The sequence below is a fragment of the Pseudomonas multiresinivorans genome, from assembly GCF_012971725.1.
Taxonomy (GTDB): domain Bacteria; phylum Pseudomonadota; class Gammaproteobacteria; order Pseudomonadales; family Pseudomonadaceae; genus Pseudomonas; species Pseudomonas multiresinivorans.
In genome coordinates this window covers 5,278,188-5,293,168 of sequence record NZ_CP048833.1, presented here as the reverse complement: position 1 = coordinate 5,293,168, position 14,981 = coordinate 5,278,188, and the positions used below count along the sequence as shown (strand labels likewise).

At 65.7% G+C, this 14,981-nt stretch carries 13 protein-coding genes; 9 read left to right on the top strand and 4 right to left on the bottom strand.

Annotated elements, in window-relative coordinates:
- Window positions 1–144 precede the first annotated feature (144 nt).
- From G4G71_RS24275 to G4G71_RS24250, 6 genes are all read left to right on the top strand, one after another.
- On the top strand, window positions 145–1,329 hold the full coding sequence (locus tag G4G71_RS24275) for a thiolase family protein (RefSeq protein WP_169940798.1): 1,185 nt from the start codon (window positions 145–147) through the stop codon (window positions 1,327–1,329).
- Between the two features lie 316 nt (window positions 1,330–1,645).
- Window positions 1,646–2,701, top strand: a complete 1,056-nt coding sequence (locus G4G71_RS24270) for a putative 2-aminoethylphosphonate ABC transporter ATP-binding protein (protein ID WP_169940796.1) — start codon at window positions 1,646–1,648, stop codon at window positions 2,699–2,701.
- A gap of 1 nt (window position 2,702) precedes the next feature.
- Complete coding sequence (locus tag G4G71_RS24265) at window positions 2,703–4,418, top strand: putative 2-aminoethylphosphonate ABC transporter permease subunit (RefSeq protein WP_169940794.1); 1,716 nt, start codon at window positions 2,703–2,705, stop codon at window positions 4,416–4,418.
- A gap of 94 nt (window positions 4,419–4,512) precedes the next feature.
- Entirely contained in the window at window positions 4,513–5,538 is a 1,026-nt protein-coding gene (locus G4G71_RS24260) for a putative 2-aminoethylphosphonate ABC transporter substrate-binding protein (protein ID WP_169940792.1), read from the top strand.
- 254 nt (window positions 5,539–5,792) lie between these two features.
- Entirely contained in the window at window positions 5,793–6,923 is a 1,131-nt protein-coding gene (locus tag G4G71_RS24255; RefSeq protein ID WP_169940790.1) for a TIGR03364 family FAD-dependent oxidoreductase, read from the top strand.
- A 154-nt stretch (window positions 6,924–7,077) separates the two neighbouring features.
- Window positions 7,078–8,100, top strand: coding sequence for a transporter (locus G4G71_RS24250; protein ID WP_169940788.1), 1,023 nt, complete (start codon window positions 7,078–7,080; stop codon window positions 8,098–8,100).
- Window positions 8,101–8,272: 172 nt separating this feature from the next.
- Here G4G71_RS24250 and G4G71_RS24245 read toward each other — a convergent pair whose 3' ends face one another.
- From G4G71_RS24245 to phhA, 3 genes are all read right to left on the bottom strand, one after another.
- Window positions 8,273–9,469 (bottom strand): amino acid aminotransferase, encoded by a 1,197-nt coding sequence (locus G4G71_RS24245; RefSeq protein ID WP_169940786.1) that lies wholly within the window; start codon window positions 9,467–9,469, stop codon window positions 8,273–8,275.
- Window positions 9,466–9,822, bottom strand: a complete 357-nt coding sequence (locus tag G4G71_RS24240; RefSeq protein WP_024764391.1) for a 4a-hydroxytetrahydrobiopterin dehydratase — start codon at window positions 9,820–9,822, stop codon at window positions 9,466–9,468. The genes G4G71_RS24245 and G4G71_RS24240 overlap by 4 nt, the downstream gene beginning before the upstream one ends.
- A gap of 105 nt (window positions 9,823–9,927) precedes the next feature.
- The gene (gene phhA / locus G4G71_RS24235) at window positions 9,928–10,716 is read right to left on the bottom strand and encodes a phenylalanine 4-monooxygenase (RefSeq protein ID WP_169940784.1); all 789 of its coding nucleotides are present in this window, start codon (window positions 10,714–10,716) and stop codon (window positions 9,928–9,930) included.
- A 271-nt stretch (window positions 10,717–10,987) separates the two neighbouring features.
- Between phhA and G4G71_RS24230 the strand changes: the two genes are divergently transcribed.
- On the top strand, window positions 10,988–12,550 hold the full coding sequence (locus G4G71_RS24230; RefSeq protein WP_038803408.1) for a sigma-54-dependent phenylalanine hydroxylase transcriptional regulator PhhR: 1,563 nt from the start codon (window positions 10,988–10,990) through the stop codon (window positions 12,548–12,550).
- An 86-nt stretch (window positions 12,551–12,636) separates the two neighbouring features.
- On the opposite strand, the gene G4G71_RS24225 is transcribed toward G4G71_RS24230, so the two are convergent.
- Entirely contained in the window at window positions 12,637–12,846 is a 210-nt protein-coding gene (locus tag G4G71_RS24225; protein WP_169940782.1) for a DUF6316 family protein, read from the bottom strand.
- 294 nt (window positions 12,847–13,140) lie between these two features.
- On the opposite strand from G4G71_RS24225, the gene G4G71_RS24220 reads away from it, so the two are divergent.
- Entirely contained in the window at window positions 13,141–13,779 is a 639-nt protein-coding gene (locus tag G4G71_RS24220) for a peroxiredoxin (protein ID WP_024764389.1), read from the top strand.
- Between the two features lie 182 nt (window positions 13,780–13,961).
- A complete protein-coding gene (locus G4G71_RS24215) occupies window positions 13,962–14,978 on the top strand; it encodes an aliphatic sulfonate ABC transporter substrate-binding protein (RefSeq protein WP_169940780.1) in 1,017 nt (338 codons plus the stop codon).
- The last annotated feature ends 3 nt before the right edge of the window (window positions 14,979–14,981 follow it).

Sequence of the window (14,981 nt, the reverse complement as noted above, 5' to 3'; positions counted from 1 at the left end):
GCGGCGGTTTCGCTTGTGCCTGCCCAACGAGGGTGGGGGCACGGCTATACGGCTGGTGAATGATCGTCGCCCTGTGTCCTCGCTGGCGCCTATGCTCGGCGCCACACCATCCTCCCCAACGAACAACAAGCAACGAGGTTTCCCATGCGCGAAGTGGTGATCGTCGACAGCGTCCGTACCGGCCTGGCCAAGTCCTTCCGTGGCAAATTCAACATGACCCGTCCGGACGACATGGTCGCCCATTGCATCGACGCGCTGCTGGCGCGCAACAACCTTGATCCGCTGCTGGTGGACGACTGCGTGGTCGGCGCCGGCTCCAACGAAGGCGCCCAGGGCCACAACATCGGCCGCAATGCCGCGGTACTGTCGCGCCTGGGCACCCACGTCGCCGGCATGACCCTCAACCGCTACTGCTCCTCGGGCCTGCAGGCCATCGCGATCGCCGCCAACCAGGTGGCTTCGGGCTGCAGCGACATCCTGGTGGCCGGCGGCGTCGAGTCCATCACCCTGACCATGGGCAAGCAGAACCTCGACAATTTCGTGAACCCGCGCCTGAAGGACGAGTTCCCCGGTATCTACTACCCCATGGGCCAGACCGCCGAGATCGTCGCCCGCCGTTACAACGTCACCCGCGAGCAGCAGGACCTGTACTCGCTGCAGAGCCAGCAGCGCACCGCGCGCGCCCAGGCCGAAGGCCTGTTCGATGACGAAATCGTGCCCATGAGCGTGAAGTACTTGGTGGAAGACAAGGCCACCGGCGAGAAGAAGGTGCTCGACGGCGTGGTGGATCGCGACGACTGCAACCGCCCGGAAACCACCCTCGAGGGCCTGAACTCCCTCAAGCCGGTGTTTGCCGAGGATGGCTCGGTCACCGCCGGCAACGCCTCGCAACTCTCCGACGGCGCCTCGATGACCCTGATCATGAGCCTGGACAAGGCCCTGGAACTGGGCCTCAAGCCCAAGGCCTTCTTCCGCGGCTTCACCGTCGCCGGCTGCGAGCCGGACGAGATGGGCATCGGCCCGGTGTTCTCGGTGCCCAAGCTGCTCAAGGCCAAGGGCCTGCAGATCGCCGACATCGACCTCTGGGAGCTCAACGAAGCCTTCGCTTCCCAGTGCCTGTACGCCCGCGATCACCTGGGCATCGACAACGAGAAGTACAACGTCAACGGCGGCTCCATCTCCATCGGCCACCCCTTCGGCATGACCGGCTCGCGCCAGGTCGGCCACCTGGTGCGCGAACTGCAGCGCCGCAACCTGCGCTACGGCATCGTCACCATGTGCGTGGGCGGCGGCATGGGTGCCACCGGCCTGTTCGAGGCGGTGCGCTGACCCAGGCAACACGGCCAGCGGCTTGCGCCGCTGGCTGACCGGCAGCGACCGCTCCACGCAAGCGGTACGAGGCCCAGGAGAACCCCCGGCGGCGACGCCGGGGGTTTTTCATCTCTGCTCCTGCAGGACGAAGGGCGAGCCGCTCAACGCCGCCACTTCCAAAATTTTTTCGCCCCTATACCAAAATCTGCCTATGGATCTATCGGCGCACTTGGCCCTTTGGAAATAGTGCCGTCGCAATCCATCCCTAGCATGGACCTCGTTCCTTCACGCCGCGGCACACGCAGCGTGAACCACAAGAAAACGAGGTACCGCCATGCATCCCACCATCGCCGGCACACCGCTCAGCGTGCGCCACATCCGCAAGCGTTTCGGCCAGTTCGTCGCTCTCGACGGCGTGTCGCTGGACGTCAAGGCCGGTGAGCTGGTCTGCCTGCTCGGCCCCTCCGGTTGCGGCAAGACCACGCTGTTGCGCTGCATCGCCGGCCTGGAGCAACAGGACGACGGCAGCCTGCACCTGGGCGAGCGCGACGTGTCGAACCTGCCGCCGCAGGCGCGGGACTACGGCATCCTGTTCCAGTCCTACGCGCTGTTCCCCAACCTCACGGTGGAACAGAACATCTCCTACGGCCTGACCAACGCGAGCAAAGACGAATCCCGTCGCCGCGTCGCCGAGATGCTCGAACTGGTCGGCCTGACCGGCAGCGAGAAGAAGTACCCCGGCCAGCTCTCCGGCGGCCAGCAGCAGCGCGTCGCCATGGCCCGCGCGCTGGCGCCGAGCCCGTCGCTGCTGTTGCTCGACGAGCCGATGTCGGCGCTCGACGCCCGTGTCCGCGAACACCTGTGCGGCGAGCTGCGCCAGCTGCAGAAGAGCCTGGGCATCACCACCGTGATGGTCACCCACAACCAGGACGAAGCCATGCTGATGGCCGACCGCATCGCGGTGATGAACCACGGGCGCATCGAGCAATACGGTACTGCCCAGGAGATCTACAGCACCCCGAGCACACCCTTCGTCGCCGAGTTCGTCGGCCAGGGCAACTGGCTGCCCTTCGAGCGCGGCAGTGATGGTCACGCCCGCGTCGGCAGCCTCAACCTGCGCCTGCACAGCCAGGCGCAAAGCGCCTCGGGCCGGCTGTTCTGCCGCCCGGAAGCGATCAGCGTGAACCCTGCCGTACACCAGGAAAACCTGTTCCGCGCGCAGATCCGCGAGATCACCTTCCTCGGCAACCGCTGCCGCATGAGCTTCGAGCTGGAACAACTGCCGGGCCATGCGTTGCTCGCCGAGCTGGCGCCGGAGGACATGCCGCGCCTGGGCACCCCGGATATCTGGGTGTCACTGCCGCCGCGCAGCCTGCAGGTGTTCGCCTGAGATGGAAGCCGTGGTGAAGCACAGCCCGACGCTGTCCGTCGGCAAGATTCGCGGCGATCTGGGGGATCGCCTGTTCGTCCGTGGCGGCAAATACCTGCTGCTGGTTCTGCTGACCCTCGCGGTGCTGATGCCGCTGCTGGCTATCTTCTGGCGCGGCTTCAGCGGCGAGGCGGGGCAGGGCGGTGGCCTGGCGGCCATGGGCGAGCTGCTGCGCAGCGACAACTTCCACTGGCTGCTGGGCAACAGCCTGAAGGTCTCGGTGAGCGTGGCGTGCATCGTCGTGCCGGCGGCCTACCTGTTCGCCTACGCGCTGCAACGCACGCTGATCCCGGCCAAGGGCCTGTGGCGCGGGATTTCCCTTCTGCCGCTGCTGGCGCCGTCGATGCTGCCGGGTATCGCGCTGATCTACCTGTTCGGCAACCAGGGCCTGCTGCGCCACCTGCTGCCGGACAACATTTACGGCTTCTGGGGCATCGTCCTCGGTGAGGCCATCTACACCTTCCCCCATGCGCTGATGATCCTGCTGTCGGCGCTGTCACTGGCCGATGCGCGCCTGTTCGACGCTGCCTCCAGCATGGGTGCCGGCCCGTGGAAAGCCTTCCGCAGCATCACCTGGCCGGCTTCGCGCCAAGGTGTGTTCGCTGCCTTCTGCCTGGTGTTCACCCTGACCATCACCGACTTCGGCGTGCCGGTCGTGGTGGGCGGCGATTACCAGGTGCTGGCGCTGGAAGCCTACAAGGCAGTGGTCGGCCAGCAGCAGTTCGGCCGTGGCGCGCAGATCGGCATGATCCTCCTGCTGCCGGCGCTGCTCAGCTTTGCGGTGGATACCTGGCTGCGCCGTCGCCAGGGCGACGCCATGAGCGGCCGCGCGCAGGTCTATCACCCGAAACCCTCGCGTCGCCGCGATGCCGCCTTCCTCGCCATCGTCGTGCTGATCAGTACGGTATTGCTGGGCGTGCTGGGCATGGCCGTGTACTCCTCGCTGGTGAAGTTCTGGCCGTACAACCTGTCGTTGTCGCTGAACCACTACGACTTCAACACCACCGCCGGCGGTGGCTGGCTGGCCTACCGCAACAGCCTGACCATGGCCGTGTGCACCGCGATCATCGGCAGCGCGCTGATCTTCACTGGCGCCTACCTGATCGAGAAGACCCGCGAGCAGCGCTGGCTGAGCCAACTGCTGCGCATGCTGTGCTTCGTGCCGATGGCCGTGCCGGGGCTCGTGCTGGGCCTGGGCTACGTGTTCTTCTTCAACCTGCCGGGCAACCCGCTGCACGTGTTCTACGGCAGCATGGCACTGCTGGTGGTGTGCACCATCGCCCACTACCTGACCACCGCGCAGATGACCGCCACCGCCGCGCTGCGCCAGCTCGACGGTGAGTTCGAGGCCGCCGCGCTGTCGCTGAAGATGCCGCTGTGGCGCCACTACTTGCGCGTCACCGTGCCGATCTGCCTGCCGGCGCTGCTGGACATTACCCGCTACCTGTTCGTCTCGGCGATGACCACGGTCTCGGCGGCGATCTTCCTCTACAACCCGGACACCATCCTCGCCGCCGTCGCCGTGCTGAACATGGACGACTCCGGCAACGTCGGCGGCGCCGCCGCCATGTCCACCCTGATCCTGCTCACCTCCGCGGCTGTGTCGCTGATGCTGGCCGGCGCCTCGCGCGGCCTGCTGCGCCGCTCCCAGGCCTGGAGGAAGGGCGCGAACCCGTAACACCGCTGGACGCTGTCGCCCCCGTTTCGGCGAGGGCTCAACCCCTGACAACACCCGCCCTGCGCGGGGAAAAAACACTGCCAAGGAGCTCCACATGTTCAAACGTCTTGCCCTCGCCGCCGCCGTGGTTGCCGGTTTCACCGCACAGGTCCACGCCGCCGACACCGAACTGACCGTCTACACCGCCCTGGAACCGGAACAGCTGACCGCCTACAAGCAGGCCTTCGAAGCCGAGAACCCGGACATCAAGATCAAGTGGGTGCGTGATTCCACCGGCATCGTCACCGCCAAGCTACTGGCCGAGAAGGATCGTCCGCAGGCCGACGCCGTCTGGGGCCTGGCCGCTTCCAGCCTGGCCATCCTCGATCAGCAGGGCATGCTGGAGAAGTACGCGCCCAAGCACCTGGACGCCATCGGCAAGAACTACCGCGACCCGGCCAACCCGCCGGCCTGGGTCGGCATGGACGTCTGGGCTGCCACCATCTGCTTCAACACCGTCGAAGCCGAGAAGCTGGGCCTGGAAAAACCCATCAGCTGGCAGGATCTGACCAAGCCGGAATACAAGGGCAAGATCGTCATGCCGAACCCGGCGTCCTCCGGCACCGGCTTCCTCGACGTCTCCGCCTGGCTGCAGACCTTCGGCGAGAAGCAGGGCTGGGCCTACATGGACGCCCTGCACGAGAACATCGGCCAGTACGTCCATTCCGGCTCCAAGCCGTGCAAGCTGGCCGCCGCCGGCGAGTTCCCGATCGGCATCTCCTTCGAGTACCCGGCCGTGCAGCTCAAGCGCCAGGGCGCGCCGCTGGACATCGTCCTGCCGAAGGAAGGCCTGGGCTGGGAAATCGAAGCCACCGGCATCGTCAAGGGCACCCAGCATGAAGCCGCGGCGAAGAAACTCGCCGACTTCTCCGCCAGCCCCAAGGCCATGGAGCTATACAAGGAAAACTTCGCCGTGCTGGCCCAGCCGGGCATCGCCAAGCCGCAGACCGAACTGCCGGCCGACTACGAGCAGCGCCTGATCAAGAACGACTTCGCCTGGGCCTCGAAGAACCGCGACGAGATCCTCGCCGAGTGGCGCAAGCGCTATGACGGCAAGTCGGAGAAGGTTGCGCAGAAGTAAGGTTTGACACCGATGGCTCCCTCTCCCCAACCCTCTCCCTGAAGGGAGAGGGGGCTGTTCGGTGTGTTGGTTCGACGTTGGCGCAGTCCTTGAAACCTAGAGGGAAGAACTGCACGGCGAGGGTGCATCCGCTCTGAAGGTCGCACCTGAAGCACCAGGATGAACTCGGAACTTTTCTCGGCAGAGGAGAGCTCCCTCTCCCTTCAGGGAGAGGGCGGGGGAGAGGGGCTCTTCGCCACGCAGGAAATACCCCCATGAGCCACACCCACTGCGACGTCGCCATCGTCGGCGCCGGTATCCTCGGCCTTTCCCACGCCTACGCCGCCGCCCGTCGCGGCCTCTCTGTTCGCGTCTTCGAACGCACCGCCACACCGCTGGGCGCCTCGGTACGCAACTTCGGCCAGGCGCTGGTCACCGGCCAGCCGCCAGGCGTGATGTCCGACCTGGCACGGGCCAGCCGGCCGCTCTGGGCGCAATGGGCGGAAGGCGCCGGGTTCTCCCTGCGGCGCAACGGTTCGTTGCTGTTCGCCCGCACCGAGGCCGAGGAGCATCTGCTGGAAGCCTTCTGCGCCGGCCGCGCGAAGGAGCTGGACTACCGCGTGGGCCTGCTGCGCGGCAGCGAGCTGAACGACCTCTACCAGGGACACTTCCGCCATCACCGAGCCGCGCTGCTCGGCTTCGACGACCAGCAGTTGTACTCCCGCGAAGCGCTGCCGAGCCTGATCGATTACCTGCGCCGCGAGCTCGGCGTGCAGTTCCATTTCTCCACCCTCGTGCGTGACATCGACACCGGCGTGCTGCGCACCACGGCGGGCAGCTTCACCGCCGGGCAGGTGATTGTCTGCTCCGGCCATGACTACCAGACGCTGCTGGCCGAGGTCATCGCCCCGCTGGAGCCGCAGGTTTGCCGCCTGCAGATGCTGCGCGCGCGCCCGCAGGTCGATTTCGGCCTCGCCCACTCGATCCTCACCGGCCTGAGTTGCGTGCATTACGGTGCCTTCTCCGACCTGCCCGAGGCCGACGCGGTGCGCGAGCAGATTCGCCGCGAGACGCCGGAACTGGAAGAGCAGGGCATCCACCTGCTGGTCAGCCCGACGCCCCATGGCGAGCTGATCATTGGCGATTCGCACCATTACGGCACTGACGCCGCGCCGTTCAATGCCGAGTCTGTGGACAGACTCATGCTGGAGCTGGCCGAGGACACCCTGGGCATGCGCGTGGAGGTGGTCGAGCGCTGGCAGGGCGTCTACGGCTCGCGCGGGCCGGGGCCGTTCTCCGTGCTGCAGGCCGCCGACGGCATCACCGCCGTGCTGATGCACACCGGCGTCGGCATGAGCATTGGTCCGGCGCTGGGCGAGCGCACCGTGGCCGGGTTGTTTGGCTGACACCAAGCTGTCATCTGCCGTTCACCGGGTTCTGGTACTACCGGCACACACGGATTCGCTTTTTTGTAGGAGCGAGCTTGCTCGCGAATCTGCACGGCACGGTGCCAGGCGGTTCGCGAGCAAGCTCGCTCCTACAGGCTGCGCGCGGAGAGACATGAACCACAGCATCGTTCAGAGCCATCAGGATTCCGACCTGTTCGGCCTGCTCTATGGCTTCAGCTTTCGTCCCGGCCAGCCCGGCCTGGAAATCGACTCGCCCACCGCGCTCCGGCGGCTGCAGGAGCCGCGGGCGACGGATGAGTTCCTCTGGCTGCACCTGAACCTGGCGCACGCGGCCTGCGAGCGCTGGATGAAGTCGCACCTGGAGTTGCCCGACTACTTCTTCGAAACCCTGCGCGAAGGCTCGCGCTCCACCCGCATCGAGCATGTGGACGGCGCACTGCTGGCGGTGGTCAACGACGTGGTGTTCGACTTCAGCAGCCGGGTGTCCTCCGACGTGGCGACACTCTGGGTCTGCGCCCGCGGCCGCCTGCTGGTGACTGCCCGCGCGCAGCCGCTGCGTTCGGTGGATACGCTGCGCTCCTCGGTGAAGCACGGCGAGAGCTTCAACTCGCCGCTGGAGCTGCTGGTGCACCTGTTGCGTGACCAGGGCGACATCCTCACCCGCATCGTCCGTGAAACCAGCATCAGCGTCGACCGCATCGAGGACCAGTTGCTGTCCTCGCGCCTCTCCGCCAGTCGCGCCGACCTGGGCGGCATGCGCCGGGTGTTGGTGCGTCTGCAACGCCTGCTGGCGCTGGAGCCGGGCTCGCTGATGCGCCTGCTCAACCGCCCGCCGGTGTGGCTGAAGGAGGACGACGTGCGCGTGCTGCGCGAGGCCACCGAGGAATTCTCCCTGGTGATCAACGACCTCACCGCGCTGGGCGAACGCATCAAGCTGCTGCAGGAAGAGATCGCCGCGAAGATCAACGAGCAGAGCAACCGCACGCTGTTCACCCTCACTGTGGTCACGGTGCTGGCGCTGCCGATCAACATCATCGCCGGCTTCTTCGGTATGAATGTCGGCGGCATTCCCTTCTCCAGCGACCCGGAAGGGTTCTGGATTCTGGTCGTGCTGGTGGCCAGCTTCACCGGCCTGGCCGGGCGCTGGGCATTCCGCAAGCGCGACGATTACTGACCAACGTCGGCATGGGCACTTTGTAGGAGCGAGCTTGCTCGCGAACCGCATAGCTCCGAGCTGCCGGAAAACATTGTTCGCGAGCAAGCTCGCTCCTACAGGTGAGGCAAGGCCCGATTTTCGGGCAAAAAAAGACCGGCTCAAAGGCCGGTCGAGGGGGAAGAAAACGTCGTCAGCGGCAGACGCGGGCGATGGCTGCCGCCAGGTGGTCCAGGTGCTCGCCGTCGAGCCCGGCGATGTTGGCGCGGCCGCTGCTGACCAGGTAGATGCTGTGCTCCTCGCGCAGGATGCGCACCTGCTCGGCCTGCAGGCCGGTATAGGAGAACATGCCGCGCTGGATGGCGATGTGCGCAAAGCGCTCCGCCAGCCCGTGGGGGCGCAGGGCTTCCACAAGGCCGATACGCAGGTCGGCGATGCGCCCGCGCATGGCGTCCAGTTCTGCCAGCCACAGGTTCTTCAGTTCCGGGTCGCCGAGGATGGTGGCGACCACTTCGGCGCCGTGGGCCGGTGGGGTGGACCACAGGTTGCGGGCGAACAGTGCCAGTTGGCTGCGAATATCGGTGAGCTTTTCGGCGGTCTCGGCGCAGACGATCAGCGCGCCGACGCGGTCGCGATAGAGGCCGAAGTTCTTCGAGCAGGAGCTGGTGATCAGTACTTCCGGCAGGCTCTCGGCCAGCAGGCGCACGGAGTACGCGTCCTCCTCCAGCCCATCGCCCAGGCCCTGGTAGGCGAAGTCCAGCAACGGCAGCAGCTCGCGGCGCCGGACGATCTCCAGCACGCGCTGCCACTGCGCGTGATCCAGGTCGAAGCCGGTGGGGTTGTGGCAGCAGGCGTGCAGCAGCACCACGTCGCCCTGCGGGATTTTCTCCAGCATGGCGAACATGGCCTCCGCGTCGAGGCGGTTGTCCGCGCCGACATAGGGGTAGTGCTTGATCGGCACGCCGGCGGCGGCGAACAGGGTTTCGTGGATCGGCCAGGTCGGGTCGCTCAGCCAGATATTTTTCCCCGGCAGGCAATGGGCGATGAACTCCGCCGCCAGGCGCAGGGCGCCGGTGCCGCCGGGCGTCTGCGTGGCATCGGCACGCGAATCGGCTAGCAACGGTGAGGTAACGCCCAGCACCTGCTCGCACAGGCGAGCGGCGAACAGCGCGTCGCCATGGCTGCCGACGTAGCTCTTGGTGGTCTCGCTATCTACCAGGCGCTGTTCGGCGAGCTTCACCGCGCGGGGGATCGGGGTGAGGCCCTGGGCGTCCTTGTAGACGCCCACGCCAAGGTCGAGCCGCGCGGGGTTGGGGTCCGCCCGATAGGCTTCGAGCAGGCCCAGGATCGGGTCGCCCGGTACGCGGGTGACCTTGGCGAAATGGCTCATTTGCGTCCCTCTGCTTTCGCGGCCAGCTCGTCGGTGCGCGCGGCCATGATGAAATCGTTGCGGTGCAGGCCCTTCAGCTCGTGGCTCCACCAGGTGACGGTGACCTTGCCCCACTGGGTCAGCAGGTCGGGGTGGTGGCCTTCTTCCTCGGCGATAGCGCCCACCGCGTTGGTGAAGGCCAGGGCATGGCGGAAGTTCTTGAACAGGAAGACCCGTTCCAGCTCCATGTGATCGTCGCGGACCTCGATGTTCCAGTCCGGGATCTGCTTGATCAGCACCGCCAGCTCTTCGTCGGACACCTTCGGAGCATCGGCGCGGCAGGCTTCGCAATGGGCTTGGGTAAGTGCGGTCATGAAAGGTTCTCCTTGTCGTGGGGTGGCATAGGAGTGCGCTCGCGAACCATCTTAGGCTCGCGAGCACGTCTCATCCTAGGCACAGATGGGATCGATTGCAGCGGATCAGGCGGCCTGTTTCGGCGGAAACTTCGGCGCGTGCAGGCCCAGGTGCATGGCTTCGCGCACCAGCGCCATGATGTCTTCATGGGCCAGGTCGAACAGGCGCTTGAGCTCGGGGAGCACGAAATACAGGGGCTGCAGGATGTCGATGCGGTACGGCGTGCGCATGCATTCCCGCGGATCGAAGGCCTGGCGCTCGGGAGCGTCGGAGAGGCAGTAGACGGTCTCCCTGGGCGACGAAAGGATGCCGCCGCCGTAGATGCGCAGGCCTTGCGGGGTGTCGAGCAGGCCGAACTCGATGGTCATCCAGTAGAGGCGGGCGAGGAACACGCGCTCTTCCTTGCTGGCGGCCAGGCCGAGCTTGCCGTAGGTGTGGGTGAACTCGGCGAACCAGGGGTTGGTCAGCAGCGGGCAGTGGCCGAAGATCTCGTGGAAGATGTCCGGCTCCTGCAGGTAGTCCAGCTCTTCCGGTGTGCGGATGAAGGTGGCGACGGGGAATTGCTGGCTGGCCAGCAGCTCGAAGAAGGTCTGGAAGGGAATCAGCGCCGGCACCCGCGCTACGCGCCAGCCGGTGGCGGCCTGGAGTACCTGGTTGATTTCGCCCAGTTGCGGGATGCGGTCGTGCGGCAGGCCGAGCTGCTCGATGCCGTCCAGGTATTCCTGACACGCGCGGCCCTCGATCACTTTCAGCTGGCGAGTGATCAGGGTGTTCCAGACCTGATGCTCGGCTTCCGGGTAGTGGATAAAGCCATCTTCATCAGGTTGGCGGGCCACGTACTGCGTTGTCTTCATGGGTGCCCTCATAGGTACTGTGGCTTCGAGGCCTTGTTGTTGTGATGACCAACAGATAGCGCGAGTCGTGCCGCCGAACAGCCCCCTGTTCGCGGTGTTTTCAGGCTGCCAGAGCTGCAATCCGTAAAGAAAAGATTACGCAAAGCGGCACGGGCATCCGGCCATGGCTTGAAGGTGCGGTCATCTGTCACATATTCTTGACGGTAATTTCCGGCCGCCTTGCGAAAATCCGCGCCGGAGCGCCCACCACAACGACAACCACGGGCCCGCCATGCGCATCAAAGTGCACTGCCAGAACCGCGTCGGCATCCTGCGCGACATCCTCAACCTGCTGGTCGACTACGGCATCAACGTCAACCGCGGCGAAGTCGGCGGCGAGCAGGGCAACGCCATCTACCTGCTCTGCCCGAACCTCATCAACCTGCAGTTCCAGTCGCTCAAGCCCAAGCTCGAAGCGGTGCCCGGCGTGTTCGGCGTCAAGCGTGTCGGCCTGATGCCCAGCGAACGGCGTCACCTGGAGTTGAACGCATTGCTGGCGGCGCTGGAGTTCCCGGTGCTGTCCATCGACATGGCCGGGCAGATCGTCGCGGCCAACCGGGCCGCTGCCCAGTTGCTGGGCTCGCGGGTCGACGAAGTGCCGGGCATTCCGCTGTCGCGCTACGTCGAGGACCTCGACCTGCCGGAGCTGGTGCGGGCGAACAAGGCGCGCATCAACGGCCTGCGGGTGAAGGTGAAGGGCGATGTGTTCCTCGCGGACATTGCTCCGCTGCAATCCGAACACGACGAGAGCGAGGCGCTGGCCGGCGCCGTGCTGACGTTGCACCGCGCCGACCGCGTCGGCGAGCGTATCTACAACGTGCGGCGCCTGGAGTTGCGCGGCTTCGACAGCATCTTCCAGAGCTCGCGGGTGATGGCCGCCGTGGTGCGCGAAGCACGGCGCATGGCGCCGTTGGATGCGCCGCTGCTGATCGAGGGCGAGACCGGCACCGGCAAGGAACTACTGGCTCGCGCCTGCCACCTGGCGAGCCCGCGCGGGCAGTCGCCGTTCATGGCGTTGAACTGCGCCGGCCTGCCCGAGTCCATGGCCGAGACCGAGCTGTTCGGTTACGGCCCAGGCGCCTTCGAGGGCGCGCGCCCGGAAGGCAAGCTCGGCCTGCTGGAGCTGACCGCTGGCGGCACCTTGTTCCTCGATGGCGTCGGCGAGATGAGCCCGCGCCTGCAGGCCAAGCTGCTGCGCTTCCTGCAGGACGGCTGCTTCCGCCGCGTGGGCAGCGACGAGGAGGTGTATCTGGATGTGCGGGTGATCTGCGCGACCCAGGTGGACTTGTCCGAGCTGTGCACCAAGGGCGAATTCCGCCAGGACCTCTACCACCGCCTCAACGTGCTGTCGCTGCATATCCCGCCGCTGCGCGAATGCCTGGACGGCCTGGAACCGCTGGTGCAGCACTTCCTCGACCAGGCCAGCCGGCAGATCGGTTGCGCGCTGCCCAAGCTCTCGCCCCAGGCGCTGGACCGCCTCGGCCGTTACCACTGGCCGGGCAACGTGCGGCAGCTGGAGAATGCGTTGTTCCAGGCGGTCTCGTTGTGCGAAGGCGGCACCATCCGCCCCGAACACATCCGCCTGCCGGATTACGGTGCGCCGCATCCGTTGGGGGACTTCTCCCTGGAAGGCGGGTTGGACGCCATCGTCGGCCGGTTCGAGAGAGCGGTGCTGGAGCGGCTCTACCGCGAGCACCCGAGCAGCCGGCAACTGGGCAAGCGCCTGGGGGTGTCGCACACCACCATCGCCAACAAGCTGCGCCTGCATGGGCTGGGGCAAAGCGAGGAGTCCTGAGCGACTCCCGGGGATTGAACGCAGCTGGAAAAACAAAACCCCGGCACCGGGCCGGGGTTGTGCACTCGCGTTCGGTCAGCTCGCCGTCACTGCGCCACGCGCGCCATCAGCCCTGCCGCCTGGCGCATGCGGGTGATGTATTGCGCCACCTCGCGTTCGGCATCGAAGCGGGTGAAGTAGGGCCCTTCGAGAGTTCCTTCGCGGGTGGAGAAGAAGTAATGGCCATTGACCGCGCTGATCCGATCACTGCGGTAATGGGTGGCCGCCTGATTGTCGCCGACACGTTGCCCCAACATACGCTGACCTCCCGTACAAAAGGATTAATAGATTCGAGTGTATGCCGCAAAGCCCCGCCGTACAGGGGCTGCAGGTGGATGGCGACGAACGGTTGGGTTTCGTCTCAGCGGTGAAACACTTGGCCGGCAGAGCTTCCCGCAGCCTTGGCTATGCTCAGTGTCCAGCGCGCCCAGGGCGCCAGGGCAGGGTCGATACGAGTATTTAATTTTGGTTATAAGAAAATCAAAATATATTCTTTTTAATGCGTAAAGACCTTGTGCATAGTGGCTACCAACACGAACAAGGAGAGACCCATGAGCTTGCGACTCGGCGACATCGCCCCCGACTTCGAACAGGAATCCAGCGAAGGCCGCATCCGTTTCCATGAATGGCTGGGCAACAGCTGGGGCATTCTGTTCTCCCACCCGGCCGACTTCACCCCGGTGTGCACCACCGAGCTGGGCCTGACCGCCAAGCTCAAGGACCAGTTCGCCGCCAAGGGCGTCAAGGTGATCGCCCTGTCCGTCGACCCGGTGGACTCCCACGTGAAGTGGATCGACGACATCAACGAGACCCAGAACACCGTGGTCAACTTCCCGATCATCGCCGACGCGGACCGCAAGGTCTCCGAGCTGTACGACCTGATCCACCCGAACGCCAACGACACCCTGACCGTGCGTTCGCTGTTCGTCATCGATCCGAACAAGAAGGTGCGCCTGACCATCACCTACCCGGCGAGCACAGGGCGCAACTTCAACGAGATCCTGCGCGTCATCGACTCGCTGCAGCTCACTGACAACCACAAGGTCGCAACGCCGGGCAACTGGCAGGACGGCGACGACGTGGTGATCGTGCCCTCGCTCAAGGACGAGGAAGAGATCAAGCAGCGTTTCCCCAAGGGCTACCGTGCGATCAAACCGTACCTGCGCCTGACGCCTCAGCCGAACAAGTGATTCTCCGCTCCCCATCCGGGGAATCACTCACGCCTCGAGCGGGAAATCGGGCCGGTCTGCCGGCCCCTTTTTTATCTTTCACGCGCGGACCACGCCGCGCTTTTTTATTCGCTCCGCCACCAACGATCTGACTTGCCCGCCAGACGGGAAGAAGACACCAGCCCACGCCAAGGAGAACGACCATGGGTCATTCCACCTGGCGCCGCAGCCTGGCCGTCGCTCTTCTCGCGAGCCTGCCGATCGGCGCCTACAACAGCCCCGCCCAAGCCGCCGACGCACCGAAGGAGGTGCGCCTGGACTACGCCTACTACGCGCCCACCAGCCTGGTGCTCAAGCACTTCGGCTGGCTGGAGAAGTCCCTCAAGCCGCAGGGCACCGAAGTGCGCTGGGTATTCAGCCAGGGCAGCAACCGTTCCCTGGAATACCTCAACGCCGGCAGTACCGACTTCGCCTCCACCGCGGGGCTGGCCGCCGTACTCAGCCGCGCCAACGGCGCGCCGCTGAAGACCGTCTACATCGCCAGCCGCCCGGAGTGGACTGCGCTGGTGGTGCCCAAGGATTCGCCGCTCAAGTCCGTCGCTGACCTCAAGGGCAAGAAGATCGCCGCGACCAAGGGCACCGATCCCTATCTGTTCCTCCTGCGCAGCCTGCAAAAGGCCGGGTTGGACAAGAGCGACGTGGAAATCGTCCACCTGCAGCACCCGGACGGCCGCGCCGCGCTGGAGCAGGGCAGGGTGGATGCCTGGGCGGGGCTGGACCCGCACATGGCCGCCAGCGAACTGCAGGCCGGCTCGCGGCTGCTGTACCGCAATGTCGACTTCAACAGCTACGGCGTGCTCAGCGTCACCGAGAAATTCGAGCAGGAGCAGCCGGAGCTGATCAAGCAGGTTATCGCCGCCTACGAAAAGGCGCGTCAGTGGGCGATCGCCCATCCGGAGGAGACCGCGAAACTGCTCGCCGAGGAGGCCAAGCTGCCGCTGGAAGTGGCCAGGCTGCAGCTCTCGCGTACCGATTTCAGCAAGCCGTTGCCGGGTGCCGAGCAGGTCGCCGCGTTGAAAGCCGCCGCGCCGATTCTGGTCGATGAGCAACTGGTTCGTCCGGGTACTGATGTCACCGCCGTGGTGGATCAACTGATTGCTCCGCAACTGGCCGGCGAGGTGATCGGCAAGGCTGGCGCTGTCGCCAAGGCGGAGCAGTAATCC

What these genes read in the sequence shown, in the direction of transcription:
- G4G71_RS24245 (WP_169940786.1), bottom strand. Translation starts at nt 9,469, where the DNA reads ATGAGCCATTTCGCCAAGGTCACCCGCGTACCGGGCGACCCGATCCTG.
- G4G71_RS24215 (WP_169940780.1), top strand. Translation starts at nt 13,962, where the DNA reads ATGGGTCATTCCACCTGGCGCCGCAGCCTGGCCGTCGCTCTTCTCGCG.
- G4G71_RS24225 (WP_169940782.1), bottom strand. Translation starts at nt 12,846, where the DNA reads ATGTTGGGGCAACGTGTCGGCGACAATCAGGCGGCCACCCATTACCGC.
- G4G71_RS24250 (WP_169940788.1), top strand. Translation starts at nt 7,078, where the DNA reads ATGAACCACAGCATCGTTCAGAGCCATCAGGATTCCGACCTGTTCGGC.
- G4G71_RS24270 (WP_169940796.1), top strand. Translation starts at nt 1,646, where the DNA reads ATGCATCCCACCATCGCCGGCACACCGCTCAGCGTGCGCCACATCCGC.
- G4G71_RS24240 (WP_024764391.1), bottom strand. Translation starts at nt 9,822, where the DNA reads ATGACCGCACTTACCCAAGCCCATTGCGAAGCCTGCCGCGCCGATGCT.
- G4G71_RS24230 (WP_038803408.1), top strand. Translation starts at nt 10,988, where the DNA reads ATGCGCATCAAAGTGCACTGCCAGAACCGCGTCGGCATCCTGCGCGAC.
- phhA (WP_169940784.1), bottom strand. Translation starts at nt 10,716, where the DNA reads ATGAAGACAACGCAGTACGTGGCCCGCCAACCTGATGAAGATGGCTTT.
- G4G71_RS24260 (WP_169940792.1), top strand. Translation starts at nt 4,513, where the DNA reads ATGTTCAAACGTCTTGCCCTCGCCGCCGCCGTGGTTGCCGGTTTCACC.
- G4G71_RS24265 (WP_169940794.1), top strand. Translation starts at nt 2,703, where the DNA reads ATGGAAGCCGTGGTGAAGCACAGCCCGACGCTGTCCGTCGGCAAGATT.
- G4G71_RS24255 (WP_169940790.1), top strand. Translation starts at nt 5,793, where the DNA reads ATGAGCCACACCCACTGCGACGTCGCCATCGTCGGCGCCGGTATCCTC.
- G4G71_RS24220 (WP_024764389.1), top strand. Translation starts at nt 13,141, where the DNA reads ATGAGCTTGCGACTCGGCGACATCGCCCCCGACTTCGAACAGGAATCC.
- G4G71_RS24275 (WP_169940798.1), top strand. Translation starts at nt 145, where the DNA reads ATGCGCGAAGTGGTGATCGTCGACAGCGTCCGTACCGGCCTGGCCAAG.